Below are 21001 nucleotides of genomic sequence, written 5' to 3' on the forward strand. Positions count from 1 at the left end.
TGGACAATCTCCAGAAACTAAGTCAACTTGTATTTGAAAAGGGAGTTCAATTTATATTCCTTGACGGGAATATTCGTAATGAGGTATATTTAACAAGCAATAAATTTTCCCGACTAAGGAGAGTATAAATTATGATTAATAAAATCGGACAAATTATGTTATATGTAAATAACCAAGAGGAATCCAAAGAATTCTGGACAGAAAAGCTAGGGTTTGAGGTGATTTTGGACGAAACAAATGGCCCTATGAGATTTATCGAGCTTGCTCCGAAAGGTGCAGCGACTAGCATTGTTCTTCATAATAAAGAGTTGGTTGCCCAAATGAATCCTGAAATGAATCTCGGAACACCTTCTTTAATGTTCTTTTCGGATAATTTTGATCAATTGAATCGAGAGTTGAAGGACAAGAATGTTACGGTTGGAGATATTGTAGAAATTCCCGGTGGAAGAGTATTCAATTTCGCAGATGGTGAAAATAACTACTTTGCTGTAATGGAAAAAGGACAATAAAATAGAGTGAAACATGCAATAAGGCTGTAGCTAAATAAGCTACTTAAGCAGCTAATCAAAATGATTAGCTGCTTTTTCATTACCCTAATAATCGTTATAAACTTCAAAATCTTACTTGTTAAGTAAAGAATATCATGTTATTCTGCAAAAAGAGGAGATGATCAGATGTTTGAAAAGGGGGCATTCCAACCTGTTCAATCCACTAAGTTAGTGGACGATGTTGTTAATCAAATACAACAAAAAATTTCAACAGGAACAATCCTGCCAGGAGACAAATTACCTCCAGAACCTGAATTAATGAAATTATTTAATGTAGGGCGATCAACGATAAGAGAAGCAGTGCGTGTGTTAGTTCATGCTGGTCTCTTAGAGAAAAAACAGGGTTTTGGAACCTACTTAAAATCCAGTCCTATTATTCAAGAACCACTTACCCATCGTTTACATCGTGCAGAATTGATTGAGGTCTTCGAAGCTCGAAAAATGATTGAATTAGAAATCGCAAGATTAGCAGCTCTACGTCATGATGACACTGACTTATTCAACATGCGAAAACATTTAGATACAAGAGATATGGCTCTAAAGCAGAATGATCGTGAACTGTATGCCAAATCGGATATAGAATTCCACATGGCTGTAGCAATGGCATGTAAAAACGCTGTAATCATTGACTTATATAGAACGTTTACTCATATTTTGTCAGATGCAATGAGCAAATTAAACCGTAATTATAGTTCTCATGATCCTCAATCCGATTACCATGAACAAGTGTATGAATCTATTAAAAATGGCGATCCAGATCAAGCAGTACAATCGACCCTCAAAATTTTAAATGGAACTCTTTCTGAGCTTTAAGTTCAATATAGACATTCATGTAGAGGAGGAATTTGGGCATGATTATATCACTCAAAAATGTATCATGGCAACGTGATAAAACAATGATCTTACGCGATATGAATTGGGAAGTGAAACAAGGGCAACACTGGTGTATCGTCGGACTAAACGGTTCAGGCAAGACGACGATGCTGAACGTAGTGAACGGCTATATATGGCCGACGACTGGGCAAGTCGAAGTGCTAGACCACCGCTTTGGCGATGTGGATCTTAGAGAGTTACGGAAACGAATCGGTTGGGTCAGCACCTCGCTGCAACAGAAGCTATACGGCCACCAGACTGCACTGACTATCGTCCTCAGCGGAAAATTCGCAACTATCGGTTTATACGACAAGACGAATGAAGAGGATCAAAAGCAAGCCGAGGAGTTGATGGAATTTCTAGACTGCTTTTCCTTAGCTGCTCGTACATACGATACCTTGTCGCAAGGTCAGCGTCAGAAAGTCCTCATTGCACGCGCACTTATGGCCAATCCAGATCTATTAATTCTTGATGAGCCTTGCACAGGACTCGATATTTTTGCCCGGGAACAGCTGTTGCAAATGATTGAGAAGATTACGAAGCAACCCAGCGGACCAACTTTGCTGTATGTAACGCATCATATCGAGGAGATAACACCATGCTTTACGCATACTTTATTGGTGAAGAACGGAGAAATCTACAAAGGGGATGAGACAGACAATTGCTTGCAGTCAGATGTGTTGAGCGATTTCTTTGATACCCCCGTTGAAGTTCAGGAGCATCACAATCGCAAGTGGCTTACACTTGCCGGTGATAAGTAGGATACACTGCCTGATCATCTTATACGATAACAAAAGCTACTTCTCGCTTCGTATAGAATTACTATATTGTTTGGGACTCATTCCTATCTTTTTCTTAAATATATGGTGAAAAAATTTGAGGTCAGCATATCCAACTGCAGAGGCAATTTCACTTACACTTCTATGACCTCCCGAAAGCATACGACACGCAGCATCTATTCGAATACTTTGCATATAATCTGTAAAGTTCATTCCAGTCTGATGCTGAAAAAGGCGGCTGAATTGCCGTTCACTAAGGTTCGCTTTATTAGCAAGATCGCCAAGTTTAAGCCCATTGGCATAGTTATAAGTTATAAATGCAATCGCTTCATCTACTGCCATCCATTGCGGCTTAGCCCCTGCTGGCGCAACATTCTGCAACCGATGTCTAAACAAGCCTGTTAATATTTGTACGACTAGAGCATCGAGGACAGCTAGATATCCTGGCGGTTTCGCTGAGAATTCACGAAACAGTTCACGGAACATAATATGGTATGCGCCATTGACATCTTTCATAGAGAACCATTGCAATTGCATGTCTGTGAAAAATTCACAAATATCTGTGGTGTGAGGAAAGGTAGCCTGAAGTTCTGATAAATACTTTACTGGAAATAAACAGTTATAAACGATGAGCGGGCGGGTTTTCATCGAGGTCTTAGGTCGAAATACATGACTGCGCCCAACAGGTATATAAAATAACGTACCGTGCTCGACAGGAACAACCTCATCGTCAATATAGTGAACCCCTGCTCCTTCACTGATATAAGTAATTTCGATAAACTCATGGGAATGCGCATTCAATTCGAACGTTTCATAAGCCCTGTTCACATAAATTGGCACACCAGGCTCGAAAAAGCTATCTCCAGACATGACAAAAGTGCTGCGTCTGATACTCATAATCGTGGCCCCTTTCAAATTGCTAAGGCTAGACATATCGTACGAAACTAATGAATGAATGTCTAGATCCACCTATAAAAATGTCTGAACTACCCCCAATTCTATTCTCTCTCAACTCATACAATAGAAATAGCTGCCGTATGAATATGGGAGGTAAATACAAATGTCCAATTTTGAAGTTTCAAATCTAAAAGTGAACTATAGAAAGAATCCGTTGGGAATTGATGATTTATACCCGCGGCTTAGTTGGTGGATCATTACAGAAATAAGGGGATTTATCCAATCTGCCTTTCAAGTTCAAGTCGCAAATGATCACAAATTCTTTTCAGAAATCATATGGGATTCTGAAAAGGCAGAGTCGGATAGCAATGTGCATATTGAATACGAAGGTCCCGCCTTACAGTCACGCACACGGTATTACTTTAGGGTTCGAGCTTGGGACAATCAAGGGATGGTTTCGGAATGGAGCAAACCTGCGTATTGGGAAACGGCATTGTTATCGGTAGATGAGTGGCAGGCAAAATGGATAGCAGCACCTCCGAGTCAACAAGAGAATGGGGCAGATCCTTGCGACTATATTCGTACGGAATTTTCAATCCCTGATAATGTTGTATCAGCGCGTGTGTATGCAACGTCTCTTGGGATGTACCGCCTATATATAAATGGTATACCAGCAGATAATACGTTATTTAACCCTGGTTGGACCAGTTATAATAAACGGCTTCAGTATCAGACCTATGACGTGACTTCTTTGGTTGCTGCTGGTAATAACGCTCTTGGTTGCATAGTGGGAAACGGGTGGTATAAAGGATATTTAGCTTGGGAAGGGAAGAAAGACATCTTTGGTGAAGATCGTGCTGTGCTTATCCAGCTACACATCACCTTATCCGATGGTTCTGAACAAATCATTATATCGGATGACAACTGGCGTACTTCTACAGGTCCACTTTTGATGTCGGAGTTGTATCATGGCGAAACGTATGATGCGAGGCTCGAGGTAGAAGGTTGGTCTTCTCCCGGTTATGAAGATGTAAAGTGGGAAAGGACTATTCTCAAGGACCGTCCAGACACTTCATTAATTGCTCAGGAAAACGAACCGACCAGGATTATAGAAACCATCAAGCCTATCGCAGTCATTACTACACCTAAAGGCGAACACGTGCTGGATATGGGACAAAATATGGTTGGATGGGTAAGATTTACGGTTCATGCAGAGGCTGGAACGATAATCACTTTAGAACATGCTGAGGTGTTGGACCTCGAAGGGAACTTCTACACCGGAAATTTACGATCTGCAAAGCAGACTGTTACTTATATATGCCATGGCGGGGAGGTAGAAACGTTTGAACCGTATTTATCCTTCCAAGGATTCCGTTATGTAAAAGTGACAGGCAGCATACCGCTAGATCAATTATTGGAACAATTCATCGGCTGCGTCATCCATACGGACTTGGAGCAAACGGGGAATTTCAACTGTTCAGATGAACTCTTGAATCAGCTTCAGCACAACATCTTATGGGGACAAAAGGGGAATTTTCTAGATATCCCGACAGATTGCCCTCAACGGGACGAAAGATTGGGATGGACGGGGGATGCTCAAGTCTTTATTCGCACATCTGCCTTCAACATGAATGTCGTCCCGTTCTTTGAAAAGTGGCTAAAGGATTTGGCCGCGGATCAGGAAGAGAACGGAAGAGTTCCTCATGTTATTCCCGATGTGCCAACGGCAGGATATGGCTCTGCTGCTTGGGGAGACGCCGCAGTAATTTGTCCTTGGACGCTTTATCAATGTTATGGAGACAGCCGTGTGTTGAAAACGCAATATCCCAGTATGAAAGCATGGGTCGAGTATATTCGGGTGCAAGGTGAAGACGAAAATCTATGGAATACAGGTTTTCACTTCGGAGATTGGTTAGGTCTGGATGCAAAAGAAAACAGCTACGTCGGAGCAACACCCAAAGAGTTGATCGCTACCGCGTTCTATGCTTATTCAACGGAATTGCTAGCTAAGACAGCGGCTGTCATTGGAAAACCCCAAGATGCCTTAAAATATGAAGCATTGCATGAGAAGATTGTTCTGGCATTTCGTCAAGAGTTCGTAACACCAAATGGTCGGGTAGCCTCACCGACACAAACTGCGTATACAATTGCCCTTATGTTTGACTTATTAGAGGAAAAGGATCGTCATCGAACGGCCAAGATGCTAGCCGACCACATCGAAGAAAATGGAGTGCACCTAACGACCGGCTTTGTGGGCACTCCCTATTTGTGTCTAGTCCTCTCTAGATTCGGTTATACGGATGTAGCCTACCAATTGGTACTGCAGAAAGAGTATCCTTCCTGGTTATATTCTGTAATCCAAGGGGCGACAACCATTTGGGAACATTGGGATGGAATAAAACAGGACGGTTCGTTCTGGAGCGATGATATGAACTCCTATAACCATTATGCTTACGGCGCTATTGGAGATTGGCTCTATCGCACTGCCGGTGGCATCGAACTATTAGAACCAGGCTATAAAAAAATACGGATCCAGCCGCAGATCGGGGAACATTTGACATGGGTTGATGCTTCGCTTGAATCTGTCTATGGAACGATCAAGGTAACTTGGAAAAAACAGAACGAAGATTCAGTAGAAATGCATGTGCTGATTCCATCCAATACAACAGCTGAGATTATTATTCCAACGATGAAGCAGGACAGTATTTTGGAGTCTGGGACACCAATAGAACAAGTCATAAGTCTATCCAGAGTGGAACAAATTTCAGAAGGGCAAAAACTAATGGTTGGATCCGGGGATTATCACTTTACGTTTTCTATTAGTTAAAGTTTGTATATGGAAGAGGATTAGTCTTGATTCTTCTTCATTAGCTGATGCTGAAGATTTCTATATCATTGGGGGTTAGTTGACATTTAGTCTAATTAGACTAATAATATAAACAGTCTAATTAGACTATTGAAGAGAGGATGAGAATAATGATCAAATCATTTTTAATGATTGGACAGTCAAATATGGCTGGACGAGGATTTATACATGAAGTACCCCCAATTTATAACGAGAGAATCCAAATGCTACGTAATGGTAGATGGCAAATGATGGCTGAACCTATTAATTATGACCGTCCTGTTTCAGGAATAAGTCTGGCTGGATCATTTGCGGATGCATGGTGTCGTGAAAATGAAGAAGACATCATTGGCTTAATTCCTTGTGCTGAGGGTGGGAGCAGCATTGATGAATGGGCTGTAGATGGGGCGCTTTTTAAACATGCATTACAAGAAACTAAATTTGCTATGCAAAATAGTGAATTATCAGGGGTTTTATGGCATCAAGGAGAAAGTGATAGTAGTAATGGCAACTACAAAGTCTATTATCAGAAATTACTTTTAATATTTACGGCGCTTAGAAAAGAGTTAGATGCTCCAAATATTCCATTTATAATGGGTGGCCTAGGGGATTTTTTAGGCAAAGAAGGGTTCGGGAAACATTGTACTGAATATGAGTTGATGAATCAAGAGTTACAAAAATATGCTTTTGAACAAGATGATTGTTACTTTGTTACAGCTTCAGGTTTAACTTCTAATCCGGATGGTATTCATATCGATGCAATATCTCAAAGAAAATTTGGGTTGCGATATTTTGAAGCCTTTATTAATAAGCAACATGTACTTGAGCCGCTAATTAATGAACATGAGTTGTTAAGTCGCCATAATGCAAGAATACACACTAAAGCGGAAAAAATGTATATATTGAGCATGGATTTTGCATTAGGAAAAATATCATTTGATGAATTTCAAGCCCAGTTTGTACAAATCAACAATGAGTAAAATACAATACCTAGTAGCATTTTGACGGAGGCGCTGAGTTGATAATATTGCTAATTTTAGGATTATTAAAACAAAATCCAGGGGCTCACGGTTATGAATTGTTATCCTTAATGGAAGAAAAACACTATAAATATATAGTGAATTTCACCAAAGGGTCTTTTTATTATAATCTTGGGCAATTAGTAGAGAAAAAGTATATTGTAAAAGTTGACCAAAGAGACAACACCAGAGAGACGCATAATTATAACATCACTGAATTAGGGGAAAAAGAGTTTGAAAAGTTGATGTTCAAATATGGGTCTAAGACAGACTATATAAACCTATCTTTTTATGTAGCCATGTTATTTTCAGATGAATATAAAAAAGAAGAGCTAACTAAATTAATAGAAATACAAATTGAACAAACTAAGAATAAGATATCTTTAATACAGCTATCTCTTGAGAACGATGAAAATATCACTGCTTATTTTAAAAAAATGTTAGAAAATTCACTTTCCCACCATATAGTAAATGTTCAATGGTTTGAAGGATTGCTTGAAGATATAAAAAAGTGAAAACTGATCACTAAATAGTCCTATAAGAAACCCGCGCTCCGTGTGGGTTCTTTATTTTGTTTGCAAGTTTTTTAGACAAGGCTCCGGTAACAATCAGCAACATACTAACGGTACCTGTAAAAAACATTTTGACATATCTAACAGGTACCGTTATAATAAAAACCAACAGGTACCGTCACAAAGATTAACAGGTACCATAAAAACTTTATGGAGGACCCAATATGGACATGAATACTGAATTATATGAAAAACTCGCGAAACTGCAATGGCTGCTGCAACGACAACACTTAAAAACACACGCTGCTGTGGGCCCTATGGCTGACACATCCCGCGGGCAAGGCAGGATACTGGCATTTCTCCGGATGAAAGATGGTATCAGCACCAAAGATTTATCCTATATGCTGGACATCCGTGTATCATCCCTCAATGAATTGCTTGCAAAATTGGAGAAAGCTGAATATATCACCCGTAAGCCATCAGAAACAGACAAACGCATCATGTTGATTTACCTAACCCAAAAAGGACAAGAGGAAGAGGGGCAAGAGATAGACAATGTCAACATATTTTCTAGCCTATCTTCAGAAGAGCAGGTTGCTTTCGGGGATTACTTAACCCGCGTAATTATGGCTTTAGAAGAAGAGCTTGGAACGGACGGAGAACGTGATGTAATGGCAATGTGGATGGAGGCCGCAAAGGAGCGTATGGGTACAGAGGAATTCGAAAAATTAATGGCCATGCGTGGACAAATGCAAAGAATGTGGGGGAATTCTAGGGACGAACGCTTTAGCGGAAGGTTCCCTGGCTTTGGCGGGGAAGGGCATCGAGACATGCGCGGATTCGTCTGGCCTTCCAGAGATGGCAGAAATTCATCACCAGACAAGTCACCTGATTCGGACGATAAGTAAGCAGAGTCTTTTCCACAAACAGTAGCAGTGGCTTAGCCTTTCACAAGAGAAAGATGAACGGCAAAGGAAGCATAATGACGTACTTTCTTGGATACTGAAGAACAGTCCAATTTCGCACACCAACCCTGTAAAGTTGTTGTTACGGTATGGGGTTGGTTGTTGCTGCGTTATGGTTCATATTTAATTAATAGTTAGAATTCTAAGTAATTTAAGTACCCAATAAATGAAGAAAGTGGTGACCCACATGGACGCAGAAAACCTCCATTACTTTGAAAAAGCACCTATCGCAAAAGCCGTCGCTCACTTCGGTATACCGATGATGTTAGGCATGTCAATGAGTGTCATATATTCAATATTGAATGCCTATTTCCTTGGCACACTGGGCAATACGGCTATGTTAACCGCACTTGCACTAACCTTGCCGTTATTCGCGATCATTATGGCGCTAGGAAACTTGATTGGCATGGGCAGTGGTACATTTATCTCCCGCTTGCTAGGGGAGAAAAAATATGATGATGTAAAGCATGTATCATCATTCGCTTTTTACAGCAGTTTAGTAATCGGTCTTATCGTGATGGCTGTTGGCCTCCCGTTGATTGATCCAATAGTTCATGGCCTGGGAGCGACGCCCGACTCCTTCGGATTTACAAAGGACTATGTAACGATTATGCTTATCGGCTCACCATTCGTTGTATTATGCTTCACACTTGAGAATATCGTGCGCTCGGAAGGTTCAGCAATCATATCGATGATCGGGATGATTCTAAGTGTCGTCGTGAATATTATTCTTGATGCGCTAGTTATCTTCGTCTTCCATTGGGACGTGATTGGTGTTGCGACGGCTACGGTCATCTCTAACTTGGTTGCTAGCACATTCTACGCCTACCATTTGGGTTATAAAAGCCAATTCTTAACTATCTCTTTAAAATGGTTCAAAGCTACCAAGGAAATACTGAGCAATGTATTCAAAATCGGAGTTCCCGTCTTTATTATGAGTATCTTCTTGGGTGCAATGTCACTCGTATTGAACCATTTTCTTGTCGAATATGGAGATCAAGCCATAGCCGGCTTCGGAATTTCATCACGTTTATTGCAATTACCTGAGTGCATTCTGATGGGTTTATGCGAGGGTGTCGTACCGCTCATTGCCTTCTCTTTTACAGCGAATAAATTACGCATGAAGCATACCATCGGATTCACGATCAAAGCGATTATAGCTTTAGCTGTCGTGTTCGGCGTTATCGTCTATCTGATTTCCGACCACTTAATTGGCTTATTTACGAATGACCTGCAATTAATTGAAATGGGCAGCTATATTCTGCATGTGACATTCTTATCGTTGTTCATTACAGGAATGACTTCGTTGTTTACCGGGATCTTCCAAGCTACAGCGCAAGGAACTGCTGCGTTTATAATGTCAATTATTCAAGGGGTTACTCTGATCCCTGTGTTGTATATAGCCAATCAAATGAATGGTTTTCATGGTGTGATCTGGTCGCTCGTCATTTCGGATGCCGTTGCCTTCCTGGTTGGTGCCATCATGCTGTATGTTCTTCGGAACAAGATGCAACCAGATTTAGATGCTTTAGCATAGTAGAATAAGCGAAAAAGGAACCGATTTATTTAAACTCCGTTTTTTTTTTGCCCGTAGGAAGAATCGCTGCTAAAATAATATGCAATAATAATATACACAAAAGAAGCCATCTTGTAGGTGGCTTCTTTTGCGAAAACGTCATAAGCTAGCCTATCTTAAAAAGAACAACAGCTAAATTTTAACGCTGACTTCTCCATTTGAAAGATATTCCTCGTCACCATTCTCATATCTGACTTTCAAATGGCAATCGTTATCGATATCAAGGGCTGTTGCCTTAAGCTGTTCATTATTCTTTATCACTGTTACGGGTTTGCCAAGTGAAATTAACCGTTTTCTATATTCGGAAAGAAACAATCTGTCCTTTAATTGCTCATAATATCCCATAAAATTGTTCAGTACTTCTGCTACCAGTCGGTTGCGGAGATCACCATAAGAATTATTTTCAGAAATTACAGTTGTTGCAATCTCGGTAAGGTCGTTAGGAAAGCCGTCGAACGGTAGTGCTACATTGATACCAATACCAAGTACGGCATAATCAAGCCAGCCGTTTTCCAGTGACACGGATGCTTCAGTAAGAATCCCGCACACCTTTTTACCTTCCATGAAGACATCATTCACCCATTTAATCTGTGTTTCTTTACCGGATACACTCTCGATAGAAAGGGCAACAGCAACAGCGGCGCAAGTGGTTAGCAGAGCGGAATCTGTTGCTGACAACTTGGGACGCAGCAGGATGCTCATATAGATTCCTGTTCCCGGTGGAGAAAAGAATTTCCGGCCCATTCTCCCGCGCCCAGCGGTCTGTTCTTCGGAAAGGATTACCTTACCCTCAGCTTCTCCATTTGAGGCAAGGCTTTTCACGGCTTCATTCGTTGAAGATATTGTCTTAAAGACTTCTACTCGTAACTTTTGCCCCTGGGTATTCAGATATTTTGAAATTGCACTGGCAGATAGGATATCTGTTTGAGGTGACATGGAATACCCTTTATTGGTTACAGCTTGTATGGAATATCCGTCTGTCTGTAACGATTTTATGGCTTTCCAGACCGCACTGCGCGTCACGGATAACTGAACGGCTATTTCCTCGCCGGAAAAGTATTCACCCTTATTACTGTCGAGCAAGGCAAGAATATGTTCTTTTACTGTCATGAACTTAACCTCCAAAAGTATAACTCTCCGACCAAAATCCATCGAATATATTAACATCCAATAATTGCGACTGAATACTCTAATTCTATATAACAATTGGAAAAACTCAAGTTTAGTATTTTATTCGATTGTGAACTATAAATAATATTATGGTTTACAATCATGAATATCTCCATTATAATTCAGCTTACTGGACGTATTTACTAACCAGAATACAATTATTTATATCCAATGGAGGTCAATTTTTTGAAGACAAAAGAACTTATTTATGCTGCATTATTCGCAGCACTTATCGCGGTGCTGGGCATGATTCCACCCATCCCCCTCGGTTTCATCCCCGTTCCGATCACTGCCCAGACGCTTGGTGTAATGTTAGCTGGATGTTTTCTGGGGAAACGGATGGGCGCCCTCAGTCTAGTCATTTTCATTATTCTGGTAGCCATTGGACTGCCTGTACTGACTGGTGGCCGCGGCGGAATCGCAGTGCTCATTGGTCCTTCTGCTGGATACATATTTAGCTTCCCGATCGCGGCCGGTCTTATCGGCTGGTATTCTGAAAAAATCTGGCCGAAGGTCCGAACTTGGAAGCTGATAGTAATCAACCTGATCTTTGGTGTATTACTAGTGAGTCTGATTGGCGCCCCTATCATGGCATTGATAACAAATACGTCGATATGGGCCGGTCTTGTCGGAGCATTGGCCTTTCTTCCGGGAGACATCATCAAAGCCGTTATTGCAGCCGTTATAACGATGCAGCTGAAAGCAATTAGCCCTATTGAAGAAAAAACACAAATATAATGTGATGTGAAACTCGGGTAAATGAAACCCGAGTTTTTTTATTGAAAAATATTAGGGTTATAGATGTGAATTTGTTTATACTATAAAAATTAAAATGAAATTGAAATAGGGTGGATAACCATGGATAAGGGATTTAATTTAGCCAGCCAACTATTAACGCTGCTTGATACGGAACAAAGATGGTATACCTTAGCCGAAGTGGAAAAAAGTTTAGGGATCTCAGATAAGACAATACGGAAGATGGTGGAGGAAATCAGCAAGCAACTACCCTCTACTGTAACCATTGAAGTGTCTAGAGGAAAGGGAATTATTCTTCGACGTGATGGGCGAAGTACGATTAGTGAAGTGATTTCTTCTATGTTCAGACAAACCATTTTTTATCGGCTGATGAATTTATTGTTTACGAATGCTGGTCGAATGTCTGTGGAAGAGCTTTCTGAAGCCATGTTTATGAGTACCTCATCTTTGAAGAAGCTGATTGTGGAATTAAATAATAATGATCTAAAAGCGTATAAGCTACGCATTAGTTACTCTACACCTGCGATCAAAGGGAATGAAATGAATATTCGATATTTTTATTGGAATTTATATTGTGATGCGTATGAGTTTACAGGATGGCCCTTTGTGAATCTCGATTTTGCCTATATAAATCAGTTGATCACAAATATAGAAAATGAGAATAACATAGTATATTTTATCAATTCCAAAAGGAAATTGTCCTTTTTGTTGGCAATTGTAATAGAAAGAGCTGCTAAAGGAACTTGTGTAACAATCGACGAAAATGCTTACCCATGGAAACAGGGGATGTTTTATATACCAGTGAAAGCCATAGCAGAGCGTCTTGAAGAAAAGCTGTTCATCGAATTTCCAAAGAGTGAAATATTCTTTATGCAATCCATGGTTAGTCTCAGCCAATATCATTATTATGAGGGGTCAGAGATCACTCCGATTAAAGAAGTCGAATTACATAAGGATAAAGAAGAATATCAAATGGGGAATCTGCTTCTCCTGTTGTTGGCAAAGGTATACCCGAACTTGGATATGCATGAACGATTTATCTTGGAGATTTACGGGTTCTTTGACAAGCTGTTAATCGAAAATGCCATTCCGGAATGGATGATGATTTCTAAAAGTCATTTAACAACGTATGTCGAACAGGAGTGCCAGCAGATTTATCAAGAAATGCAAACCTGTATGCAAACGTGGAATAAAACTTACCCATCCGTTCTCTTCAATAATTTCCATTTAACAAAACTAACCTTAATTGTTCGTTCGAGTTTACGTTATACAAGTAAGAGGGCTTTCTTAGTGATCGGGGAGGAATTTTCAATTCGTCATTACATAGCAGATTTGATAAAGAAGGAAATAGGAGATCAGTTGATCCTTAATACTTCCATTATGAAAGGGCTAACCGACGAGATCATGCAGCAAAATAATATTGATCTTGTCATTAGTAATATCCCGGTTGCACTAAAGACCGTGCCTGTTGTTATTATTTCTACGATCCCCTCTAAAAGAGATTTGGACAATATTCGTAAAGAATTGCTTTTATAATTTGACCAATTATTTTCCGTTAGCTACGTAAGTTTTTGGTCTAGTTTGTAATGTCAAAAAACCTTATGCTCAATCTAGTTTCGAAACTGATTTTACTTGAGGGCAAGTGGAAAGCGATTTCGGTAAACCTCAGTTTACTATTAAAAGTTGGAGGAAGAACTATGAGTAGGCATCTAGGTGCAAATAAGGGAGAAATAGCAGAGCGCGTTTTGCTCCCGGGAGATCCTTTACGTGCAAAATTTGTAGCAGAACACTTTTTAGAGGAGGCTAATTGTTATAACGAAGTAAGAGGGATGTATGGATACACTGGATTATACAAGGGTGTGCCGGTGTCGGTGCAGGGGACAGGGATGGGAAATCCATCGATGAGTATCTACGCTACAGAATTGATCGTCGATTATGAAGTTAAAAAATTGATTCGCATTGGTACTTGTGGTGCGATGCAGAGTGAAATTAATATCCGTGATATTATAATAGCCCAAGCGGTGTCTTCAGACAGTAATATGACAGAGAAGATCTTTCATGGTTGTAATTTTGCACCTACAGCAGATTTCTCATTGTTAATGAAAGCGTATCAACAAGCACAAGCTAAAAATGCAAATGTTTTTGTTGGCAACATCTATAATTCTGATGAATTCTATCGTGAAAATTTAGATCGGCTTCACAAGTTTATGGATTTTGGTGTATTAGCAGTAGAAATGGAAAGCACAGCCCTATACACTTTAGCCGCTAAATATGGTGTAAAAGCGTTATCGATTTTGACAGTCGGCAGTCAATTGTTAAGACAGGAACACCTGACTCATAAAGAAAGTGAACAATCCTTTTATGAAATGGTCGAAGTAGCTCTTAACACAGTCATTGATGGCTGATTTATGGATAAGAGCAGTGTTGTTAGAGAAGAGAGTGAGAAAGAAATGAAGGTAATACTGTCAGGATTGCAGTGGATGATTTTTATGATCGCTGGTGCAATTGCTGCCCCCATTGCTATCGCAGATTTATATAACTTAACACCCATAGAGACTTCCTGGCTTATCCAGAGCACAATGATTACTTTAGGGATAGCTGGATTTTCACAAGGCGTGATGGGTCATAAATTCCCTATCCATGAAGGTCCGGCAGGGCTATGGTGGAGCATTTTTACGATTTACGCAAGTTTAGTGGGGGGACTTTATTCTTCTAACAATGGTGCTTTACAAGCTTTAAGTGGGGCAATGATCATTAGCGGTGTGTTATTTATCCTAATTTCAGCATTTAAGCTAATGGATAAAATCGCTCGTCTATTTACTCCAACCATCACTTTTATTTATTTACTTTTATTGATCTTTCAATTAAGTGGATCTTTTATGAAAGGGATGATGGGGATTAGCATAGCCCACTCCATGTTAGATGTTAAAGTATTCATCCTTAGTGTGATTGTGGTATGCATTACCTTTTGGTTAGGAAAAAGTCGCTTTGTAGTACTCAGCCAGTTTTCAATAATTTTCAGTATATTGATAGGCTGCCTATTATTTATTATCTGCGGTAATATACCTGTGTTTTCTCATGCGGATACTCTATTTAAGCTACCGAAAATATTCCCATTTGGCAGACCACGATTCGATGCCGGGACGATCACTACTGCATTTTTATTAACTCTGTTATTAATAACCAATGCAGTTGCGTCCATCCGTTTGATGGAGACCGTTATGAAACAAAAGCAAGTGGATCATCGTCGTTATTTGCGCGCCGGGTTTACTTCTGGAATTACGCATCTTATTAGTGGCGGTTTAGGAGCGGTCGGTTCTGTCCCTATCTCGGGAGCGGCGGGATATGTTGAACAAACAGGGATGAAGGAGCGCAGATCATTTTTAATTGGATGTTGCTTTGTGATCTTAATATCCTTATTTCCGCCAATGATGAATGTTATATCAGCGATTCCAGCTCCCATAGGCTATTCCGTTACCTTCGTCATTTTTGTGAAGATGGTCGGACTAGCACTAAAGGAATTGAAGAAGGTCATTCATGAAGAACGAACATTTATCGTTAGTGGAATTTCCCTTTTAGTGGGTGTGGGTTTAATGTTTATTCCTTCATCAGCTACGGCCCATTTATCTCCGATCGTGATAGCCATTTTAAATAATGGATTAATATGCGGAAGCCTGTTGGCGATTATTTTGGAACAAGGGTTAATGTGGAAAGATTCATTCCGATATGAGGATTCCGAAAAAATTAACCGATAATTTGGAGGGCTAAAAATGCATTATCTAATTTCTATTGCTGGTTTGGTTATTGTTCTATTACTAGCATGGCTGGGAAGTAACAATAAGAAAAAGATTAAATATCGACCCATCATTGTAATGATTGCTATTCAGATCGGTTTGGGATTAATTATACTAAAAACAAGTATAGGTGAATTCTTAATTAAAGGGTTTGCCGATAGTTTTGCAAAATTGCTTGGATACGCCAATGAAGGGACTGACTTTGTTTTTGGTGGGATTGCAAATGAAGGGGCCCATACATTTTTCCTTTATGTTTTGATGCCAATTGTTTTTATGTCGGCATTAATTGGGATATTGCAGCATTACAAAATACTCCCGTTCATTATCAAATATATTGGTTTGGTACTAAGTAAAATAAATGGCATGGGCAAATTGGAATCTTATAATGCAGTTGCAGCCGCAATTGTAGGACAAAATGAAGTGTTTATTTCAGTGAAAAACCAGCTTGGATTATTACCAAAACATCGATTGTATACATTATGTGCATCTGCAATGTCGACGGTATCCATGTCAATCGTTGGTTCATATATGACGATGCTAGAACCTCGGTATGTCGTGGCTGCGTTAATATTAAACCTATTCGGCGGATTCATCATCTCATCCATCATTAATCCGTATGAAGTTACACCTGAAGAAGATATTGTTGAGGTTCAGTTAGAGGAAAAACAAACGTTTTTTGAAATGCTAGGCGAGTATATTATGGATGGCTTTAAAGTAGCCATAGTAGTCGGTGTAATGTTGGTTGGTTTCGTTGGGATCATTGCTTTAATTAACGGGGTCTTCAGCGGAGTATTCGGTATCTCGTTTCAAGGAATTTTAGGGTATGTCTTTGCACCCATTGCCTTTCTTATCGGTGTCCCATGGCATGAAGCTGTTGATGCAGGCAGTATCATGGCCACAAAGCTTGTTGCGAATGAATTCGTTGCTATGCTTGACTTTGTTAAGATCCAAGATGGTTTAAGTGGGCGTACTACCGCCATTGTCTCCGTGTTTCTAATCTCATTTGCTAACTTTGGATCAATCGGTACGATTGTAGGCGCTGTGAAAGGATTGAATGAAAAACAAGGGAATATTGTGGCACGATTTGGTTTAAAACTGTTATTTGGTGCCACACTTGTAAGCGTTTTATCTGCTCTGATCATCGGTATCATTTTTTAATTGAACCTGTAGGTCAAAATGAAGCTAAAGCTTAAAAAACTAAATAAAAAATAGGAACAGGATACCTTACTTGTATTAAGAAATAGGTATCCTGTTTTTTTGTACAATTTCAGGTAGCCGCTCAAAAAGCGGCTTTTTGTCTGTCTAGTCTAATGAATTTAACGCCTGAAGAAATCATCGATATCAAATGGGTTAATAAAAGAAGAACCGTCAGAAGGTTTGATAGCAAAAGTATTGACAACCTGTATATACAGGTTTAAACTGTGTGAAGTGTTTGAACTTGTATATACAGGTTTAATGTTTGACATAAAGTATTTTTTTGGAGGTGTTCAACTTGAGTCAGTCCCAGTATTCGGAATGGTGGCGCCGATCTACGGTGTATCAGGTATACCCAAAGAGCTTTAAGGACACTACAGGCAACGGAACAGGAGATATTAAAGGACTTATTGAAAAATTAGATTATTTGCAGAAGCTTGGAATTGATATCGTCTGGTTGCAGCCGGTCTATGTCTCGCCACAACATGATAACGGTTACGATGTTGCGGATTATGAAAATATCAACCCGGATTTTGGTACGATGGAGGATTTCGACGAGTTAGTACAGGAACTACACAGACTTGGAATGAAGCTCATGATCGATATCGTGGTTAACCATACTTCAACAGAACATGAGTGGTTCAAACAATCCATTTCTAGCAGGAACAATCCCTACCGTGATTATTATATTTGGAAGGACCCGGCTCCGGACGGCGGCTTCCCCAACAACTGGCAGTCAAAGTTCGGGGGGCCAGCCTGGCAGTTTGATGAAGCTTCGGGACAATATTATCTTACTCTCTTCGATAAAACCCAGGCGGATCTGAATTGGGAGAACGAGAAGGTACGTAGAGCAGTGAATGATATGATGCTATTCTGGGCTAAAAAGGGTGTAGACGGCTTCCGAATGGATGTAATTAATTTAATCTCCAAGGATCAGCGCTTCCCTGATGATGACGGAAGTGTTTCACCGGGGGATGGACGTAAATTCTATACTGACGGTCCACGGGTCCATGAATACATCAAAGCGATGTATGAAGAGGTATTCGGTCCGTATGAGATGGTGACGGTCGGAGAGATGTCCTCAACTACACTGGAGCATTGCATCCGGTACTCGAGTCCTAAAGAGCGGGAATTTTCCATGACTTTTAATTTTCATCACTTAAAAGTCGATTATCCGAACGGACAGAAATGGGAGCTAATGCCCTTTGATTTTGAGGCGCTGAAAAGCTTGTTCACAGAGTGGCAGACGAAAATGCAGAAAGGCCGGGGTTGGAACGCATTATTTTTTAATAATCACGATCAACCGCGTGCCCTCTCCAGATTCACTGATGATAAGGTCTACCGTGTAGAGAGCGCCAAGCTGCTTGCAACAACTCTGCATGGACTTCAGGGAACACCTTATGTGTATCAAGGGGAAGAAATCGGGATGCCAAATCCGGTATGGAAGAGCATCGATGAGTTCCGTGATATTGAGTCACTGAATATGTACCGTATTTTGTGCGAACAGGGGAAAAGCCCTGAGACTGCTCTGAGTATTCTTCAGGAACGTTCACGGGACAATTCCCGTACGCCGATGCAATGGGATGAAAGCCGAAATGCCGGATTCACCACAGGTACTCCATGGCTGAAAGTTGATGAGCGGTATTCGGACATTAATGTGCAGAAGGAGCTAGCAAATCCCGATTCCATCTTTCATCATTACCGCAAGCTGATTGCACTACGCAAGGAGTATGAGATATTCCTTGAAGGTGTTTTCAAGAGACTCGATAATGGTCATCCTGAAGTGTTCGCTTATGCCAGAACAGGAGATGGAGAGTCGCTTGTAGTGGTCTCGAACTTCAGCAGCAAAGAGATTACCTTCCGTTTTGAAGAAAGTCACTGGGCAGAGTTATCATCTGGTAAAGACAAGCTTCTGATTGGAAATACAACAGAAACACCTGCATTAACACAAGAGCTTCAGCTTAGTCCTTATGCTTCCTATATGTGGTTAACCCGCTAACGAAGTGTACTTGAGTAGGAGCACAAATCAAATATGTAAGGAGTGAAAATATGGCTATAGACCGCAAAAATGTTGAGGATATTGTGCGCGCAGTTGGGGGCAAGGAGAATATAGAGGTTGCGACACATTGTGTAACCCGGCTGAGATTCTCGCTGTATGATGAAAGCAAGGTGGATTCGGAAGCCTTGGACCGCAACGAATTAGTAAAAGGACAATTTTCTAGCCAGGGGCAGTTTCAGATTGTTATCGGACCGGGAACAGTAGATAAAGTATACGATGAAATGATTCAAATCACTGGCGGTTCTCGTTCTTCCAAAGATGAAGTGAAATCCGCTGCTGCCCGAAAACAGAATCCTCTGCAGCGTGCGATCAAGACGCTGGCTGATATATTTATTCCTATTCTTCCGGCTATCGTAACCGCAGGTTTGCTGCTTGGGATCAATAATATTTTGACCGGACATGGTATCTTCTTTGATAATCAGTCGCTGGTGGATGTCTATCCCGCATGGAAAGACATTGCTGCGATTATTAATACGATTGCCAGCACAGCCTTTACCTTTTTACCAGCACTTATCGGTTGGGCAGCTGTTACACGTTTCGGCGGCAGTCCTCTGCTCGGGATCGTTTTAGGTCTCATTCTCGTGCACCCAGATCTATTAAGTGCCTATAACTATGCAAGTGCTTCCACTGAGGGAACTGTTCCAACTTGGAATTTGTTTGGCTGGCATTTGGAGAAGATCGGTTATCAGGGACAGGTATTACCAGTGCTGGTTTCGGCCTATATTCTGGCAAGGCTGGAGAAATTCCTCAACCGCCGGGTGCATGATTCCATTAAACTGCTGGTTGTTGCGCCAGTGACTCTTTTGATTACAGGTTTTCTGGCCTTCACCATTATCGGACCGGTTACGTTTGGCATTGCCAATGCCATCACCTCCGGCCTGATCTTTGTATTTGATCATTTTGCGCTTCTTGGTGGCTTGATTTACGGCGGATTCTATTCGCTTCTGGTCATCACTGGTATGCATCATACCTTCTTGGCGGTTGATTTGCAGCTCATCGGCAGCGAGGGCGGCACTTTCCTCTGGCCGATGTTAGCGCTATCAAATATTGCACAAGGTGCCGCGGCACTGGCAATGATGTTCGTAGTCAAAGAACAGAAGGCAAAAGGCTTGGCGGCTACATCTTCCGTCTCTGCATTCCTCGGCGTGACGGAGCCGGCGATCTTCGGAGTGAATATCCGCTACCGTTATCCTTTCATCTTCGGGATGATCGGCTCAGGGATTGCCGGTATGATTCTTACCGTTAATCAGGTTCGCGCTTCTTCCATTGGCGTAGGCGGGATTCCCGGCTTCCTTTCGATATTCCCTAACCAGTGGGGCGTGTTCTTCATTGGCATGCTTATTGTTCTCATTGTGCCATTTGTCGCCACTGTACTCTACGGTCGTTCTGTAGTGGGGCGTTCTGAAAAGAACCCAGCTACAAAGTCTGCTAGTACTGTGAGCGAAACAAACGATTTGAATAACCGCCCTACAGTACAAGAGACACAGGAATCCGTGAATATTCTGGAGCTTATCTCTCCACTCAGTGGAACTGCAGTATCTCTAGATCAGGTGCCTGATCCTGCCTTTGCTGAGAAACAGATGGGCGAGGGAATTGCAATCGAACCTTCTGAGGGTAAAGTATATGCACCTTTTGATGCTACAGTAGCTCATGTAATCAAGAGCAAACATGCGCTTATATTGGAGCATGCAAGTGGTGTACAAGTACTTATTCACGTTGGAATTAATACGGTGTCGCTTAAAGGAAATGGTTTTACCACCCATAAGAATATTGGCGACAAGGTGCAGGCGGGCGAGCTTCTGCTGGAATTTGATATGAAGGCCATCCGCGCAGCAGGTTACCCTTTGATTACTCCAATCATCATTCCTGCAGGTCAGGATATGGTGGAGAAGATTGAGGAGAAGACGGGACCAGCTGCAGCTAGACAATCTATCATCTTGACTATTCATCTCAAGGGTTGATATAGACTCTATTGGCAAAGACTTTATATTACAGAAAGACAGCCCCTAGGGGC

The 21001-nt window shown here is 41.0% G+C and carries 17 protein-coding genes; 15 read left to right on the forward strand and 2 right to left on the reverse strand.

All coding sequences use genetic code 11. The features are described from left to right. Window positions 1–131: 131 nt before the first annotated feature. From CA598_RS01080 to CA598_RS01090, 3 genes are all read left to right on the forward strand, one after another. Entirely contained in the window at window positions 132–509 is a 378-nt protein-coding gene (locus CA598_RS01080; RefSeq protein WP_094868992.1) for a VOC family protein, read from the forward strand. Between the two features lie 165 nt (window positions 510–674). Continuing rightward, window positions 675–1361 carry a FadR/GntR family transcriptional regulator gene (locus tag CA598_RS01085; protein WP_094875016.1) on the forward strand — a complete coding sequence of 229 codons (687 nt, stop codon included), beginning with the start codon at window positions 675–677 and terminating at the stop codon, window positions 1359–1361. Window positions 1362–1399: 38 nt separating this feature from the next. Beyond that, window positions 1400–2182, forward strand: a complete 783-nt coding sequence (locus CA598_RS01090) for an ABC transporter ATP-binding protein (protein WP_094868990.1) — start codon at window positions 1400–1402, stop codon at window positions 2180–2182. Window positions 2183–2218: 36 nt separating this feature from the next. On the opposite strand, the gene CA598_RS01095 is transcribed toward CA598_RS01090, so the two are convergent. Next, window positions 2219–3097 carry an AraC family transcriptional regulator gene (locus CA598_RS01095; protein WP_094875017.1) on the reverse strand — a complete coding sequence of 293 codons (879 nt, stop codon included), beginning with the start codon at window positions 3095–3097 and terminating at the stop codon, window positions 2219–2221. 163 nt (window positions 3098–3260) lie between these two features. On the opposite strand from CA598_RS01095, the gene CA598_RS01100 reads away from it, so the two are divergent. The 5 genes from CA598_RS01100 to CA598_RS01120 all read left to right on the forward strand — a co-directional run bounded on the left by CA598_RS01100 (window position 3261) and on the right by CA598_RS01120 (window position 9975). Then, a complete protein-coding gene (locus CA598_RS01100; protein ID WP_094875018.1) occupies window positions 3261–5924 on the forward strand; it encodes a glycoside hydrolase family 78 protein in 2664 nt (887 codons plus the stop codon). Between the two features lie 149 nt (window positions 5925–6073). Continuing rightward, window positions 6074–6922, forward strand: a complete 849-nt coding sequence (locus tag CA598_RS01105; RefSeq protein ID WP_094875019.1) for a sialate O-acetylesterase — start codon at window positions 6074–6076, stop codon at window positions 6920–6922. 38 nt (window positions 6923–6960) lie between these two features. Next, complete coding sequence (locus tag CA598_RS01110; protein ID WP_094868986.1) at window positions 6961–7476, forward strand: PadR family transcriptional regulator; 516 nt, start codon at window positions 6961–6963, stop codon at window positions 7474–7476. Window positions 7477–7697: 221 nt separating this feature from the next. Then, window positions 7698–8381: a MarR family winged helix-turn-helix transcriptional regulator gene (locus CA598_RS01115; RefSeq protein ID WP_094875020.1), complete on the forward strand. Its 684-nt coding sequence runs from the start codon at window positions 7698–7700 to the stop codon at window positions 8379–8381. Window positions 8382–8625: 244 nt separating this feature from the next. Next, window positions 8626–9975, forward strand: coding sequence for an MATE family efflux transporter (locus CA598_RS01120; RefSeq protein WP_094875021.1), 1350 nt, complete (start codon window positions 8626–8628; stop codon window positions 9973–9975). A 171-nt stretch (window positions 9976–10146) separates the two neighbouring features. Here CA598_RS01120 and CA598_RS01125 read toward each other — a convergent pair whose 3' ends face one another. After that, window positions 10147–11124, reverse strand: coding sequence for a biotin--[acetyl-CoA-carboxylase] ligase (locus CA598_RS01125; RefSeq protein ID WP_094875022.1), 978 nt, complete (start codon window positions 11122–11124; stop codon window positions 10147–10149). Window positions 11125–11370: 246 nt separating this feature from the next. Between CA598_RS01125 and CA598_RS01130 the strand changes: the two genes are divergently transcribed. From CA598_RS01130 to treP, 7 genes are all read left to right on the forward strand, one after another. Further along, complete coding sequence (locus CA598_RS01130) at window positions 11371–11922, forward strand: biotin transporter BioY (protein ID WP_094875023.1); 552 nt, start codon at window positions 11371–11373, stop codon at window positions 11920–11922. Window positions 11923–12042: 120 nt separating this feature from the next. Then, window positions 12043–13476, forward strand: a complete 1434-nt coding sequence (locus CA598_RS01135; protein WP_094875024.1) for an AcpB/EbpR/MafR family transcriptional regulator — start codon at window positions 12043–12045, stop codon at window positions 13474–13476. Between the two features lie 161 nt (window positions 13477–13637). Beyond that, complete coding sequence (gene deoD, locus CA598_RS01140) at window positions 13638–14345, forward strand: purine-nucleoside phosphorylase (protein ID WP_094868977.1); 708 nt, start codon at window positions 13638–13640, stop codon at window positions 14343–14345. Window positions 14346–14348: 3 nt separating this feature from the next. Further along, window positions 14349–15695, forward strand: a complete 1347-nt coding sequence (locus CA598_RS01145; RefSeq protein WP_256990297.1) for a purine/pyrimidine permease — start codon at window positions 14349–14351, stop codon at window positions 15693–15695. 15 nt (window positions 15696–15710) lie between these two features. After that, window positions 15711–16892, forward strand: a complete 1182-nt coding sequence (locus CA598_RS01150) for a NupC/NupG family nucleoside CNT transporter (protein ID WP_094875025.1) — start codon at window positions 15711–15713, stop codon at window positions 16890–16892. A gap of 334 nt (window positions 16893–17226) precedes the next feature. Next, window positions 17227–18927, forward strand: a complete 1701-nt coding sequence (gene treC / locus CA598_RS01155) for an alpha,alpha-phosphotrehalase (RefSeq protein ID WP_094875026.1) — start codon at window positions 17227–17229, stop codon at window positions 18925–18927. A gap of 50 nt (window positions 18928–18977) precedes the next feature. Next, window positions 18978–20948 carry a PTS system trehalose-specific EIIBC component gene (treP, locus tag CA598_RS01160; protein ID WP_094875027.1) on the forward strand — a complete coding sequence of 657 codons (1971 nt, stop codon included), beginning with the start codon at window positions 18978–18980 and terminating at the stop codon, window positions 20946–20948. Window positions 20949–21001 lie beyond the last annotated feature (53 nt).

This window comes from Paenibacillus sp. VTT E-133291, from assembly GCF_002264395.1.
Taxonomy (GTDB): domain Bacteria; phylum Bacillota; class Bacilli; order Paenibacillales; family Paenibacillaceae; genus Paenibacillus_AQ; species Paenibacillus_AQ nitricinens.

Coding starts and splice junctions, on each gene's coding strand:
- CA598_RS01115 (WP_094875020.1), top strand. CDS start 7,698: ATGGACATGAATACTGAATTATATGAAAAACTCGCGAAACTGCAATGG.
- CA598_RS01135 (WP_094875024.1), top strand. CDS start 12,043: ATGGATAAGGGATTTAATTTAGCCAGCCAACTATTAACGCTGCTTGAT.
- deoD (WP_094868977.1), top strand. CDS start 13,638: ATGAGTAGGCATCTAGGTGCAAATAAGGGAGAAATAGCAGAGCGCGTT.
- CA598_RS01085 (WP_094875016.1), top strand. CDS start 675: ATGTTTGAAAAGGGGGCATTCCAACCTGTTCAATCCACTAAGTTAGTG.
- CA598_RS01105 (WP_094875019.1), top strand. CDS start 6,074: ATGATCAAATCATTTTTAATGATTGGACAGTCAAATATGGCTGGACGA.
- treP (WP_094875027.1), top strand. CDS start 18,978: ATGGCTATAGACCGCAAAAATGTTGAGGATATTGTGCGCGCAGTTGGG.
- CA598_RS01090 (WP_094868990.1), top strand. CDS start 1,400: ATGATTATATCACTCAAAAATGTATCATGGCAACGTGATAAAACAATG.
- CA598_RS01125 (WP_094875022.1), bottom strand. CDS start 11,124: ATGACAGTAAAAGAACATATTCTTGCCTTGCTCGACAGTAATAAGGGT.
- CA598_RS01145 (WP_256990297.1), top strand. CDS start 14,349: ATGGATAAGAGCAGTGTTGTTAGAGAAGAGAGTGAGAAAGAAATGAAG.
- CA598_RS01095 (WP_094875017.1), bottom strand. CDS start 3,097: ATGAGTATCAGACGCAGCACTTTTGTCATGTCTGGAGATAGCTTTTTC.
- CA598_RS01150 (WP_094875025.1), top strand. CDS start 15,711: ATGCATTATCTAATTTCTATTGCTGGTTTGGTTATTGTTCTATTACTA.
- CA598_RS01120 (WP_094875021.1), top strand. CDS start 8,626: ATGGACGCAGAAAACCTCCATTACTTTGAAAAAGCACCTATCGCAAAA.
- CA598_RS01080 (WP_094868992.1), top strand. CDS start 132: ATGATTAATAAAATCGGACAAATTATGTTATATGTAAATAACCAAGAG.
- CA598_RS01100 (WP_094875018.1), top strand. CDS start 3,261: ATGTCCAATTTTGAAGTTTCAAATCTAAAAGTGAACTATAGAAAGAAT.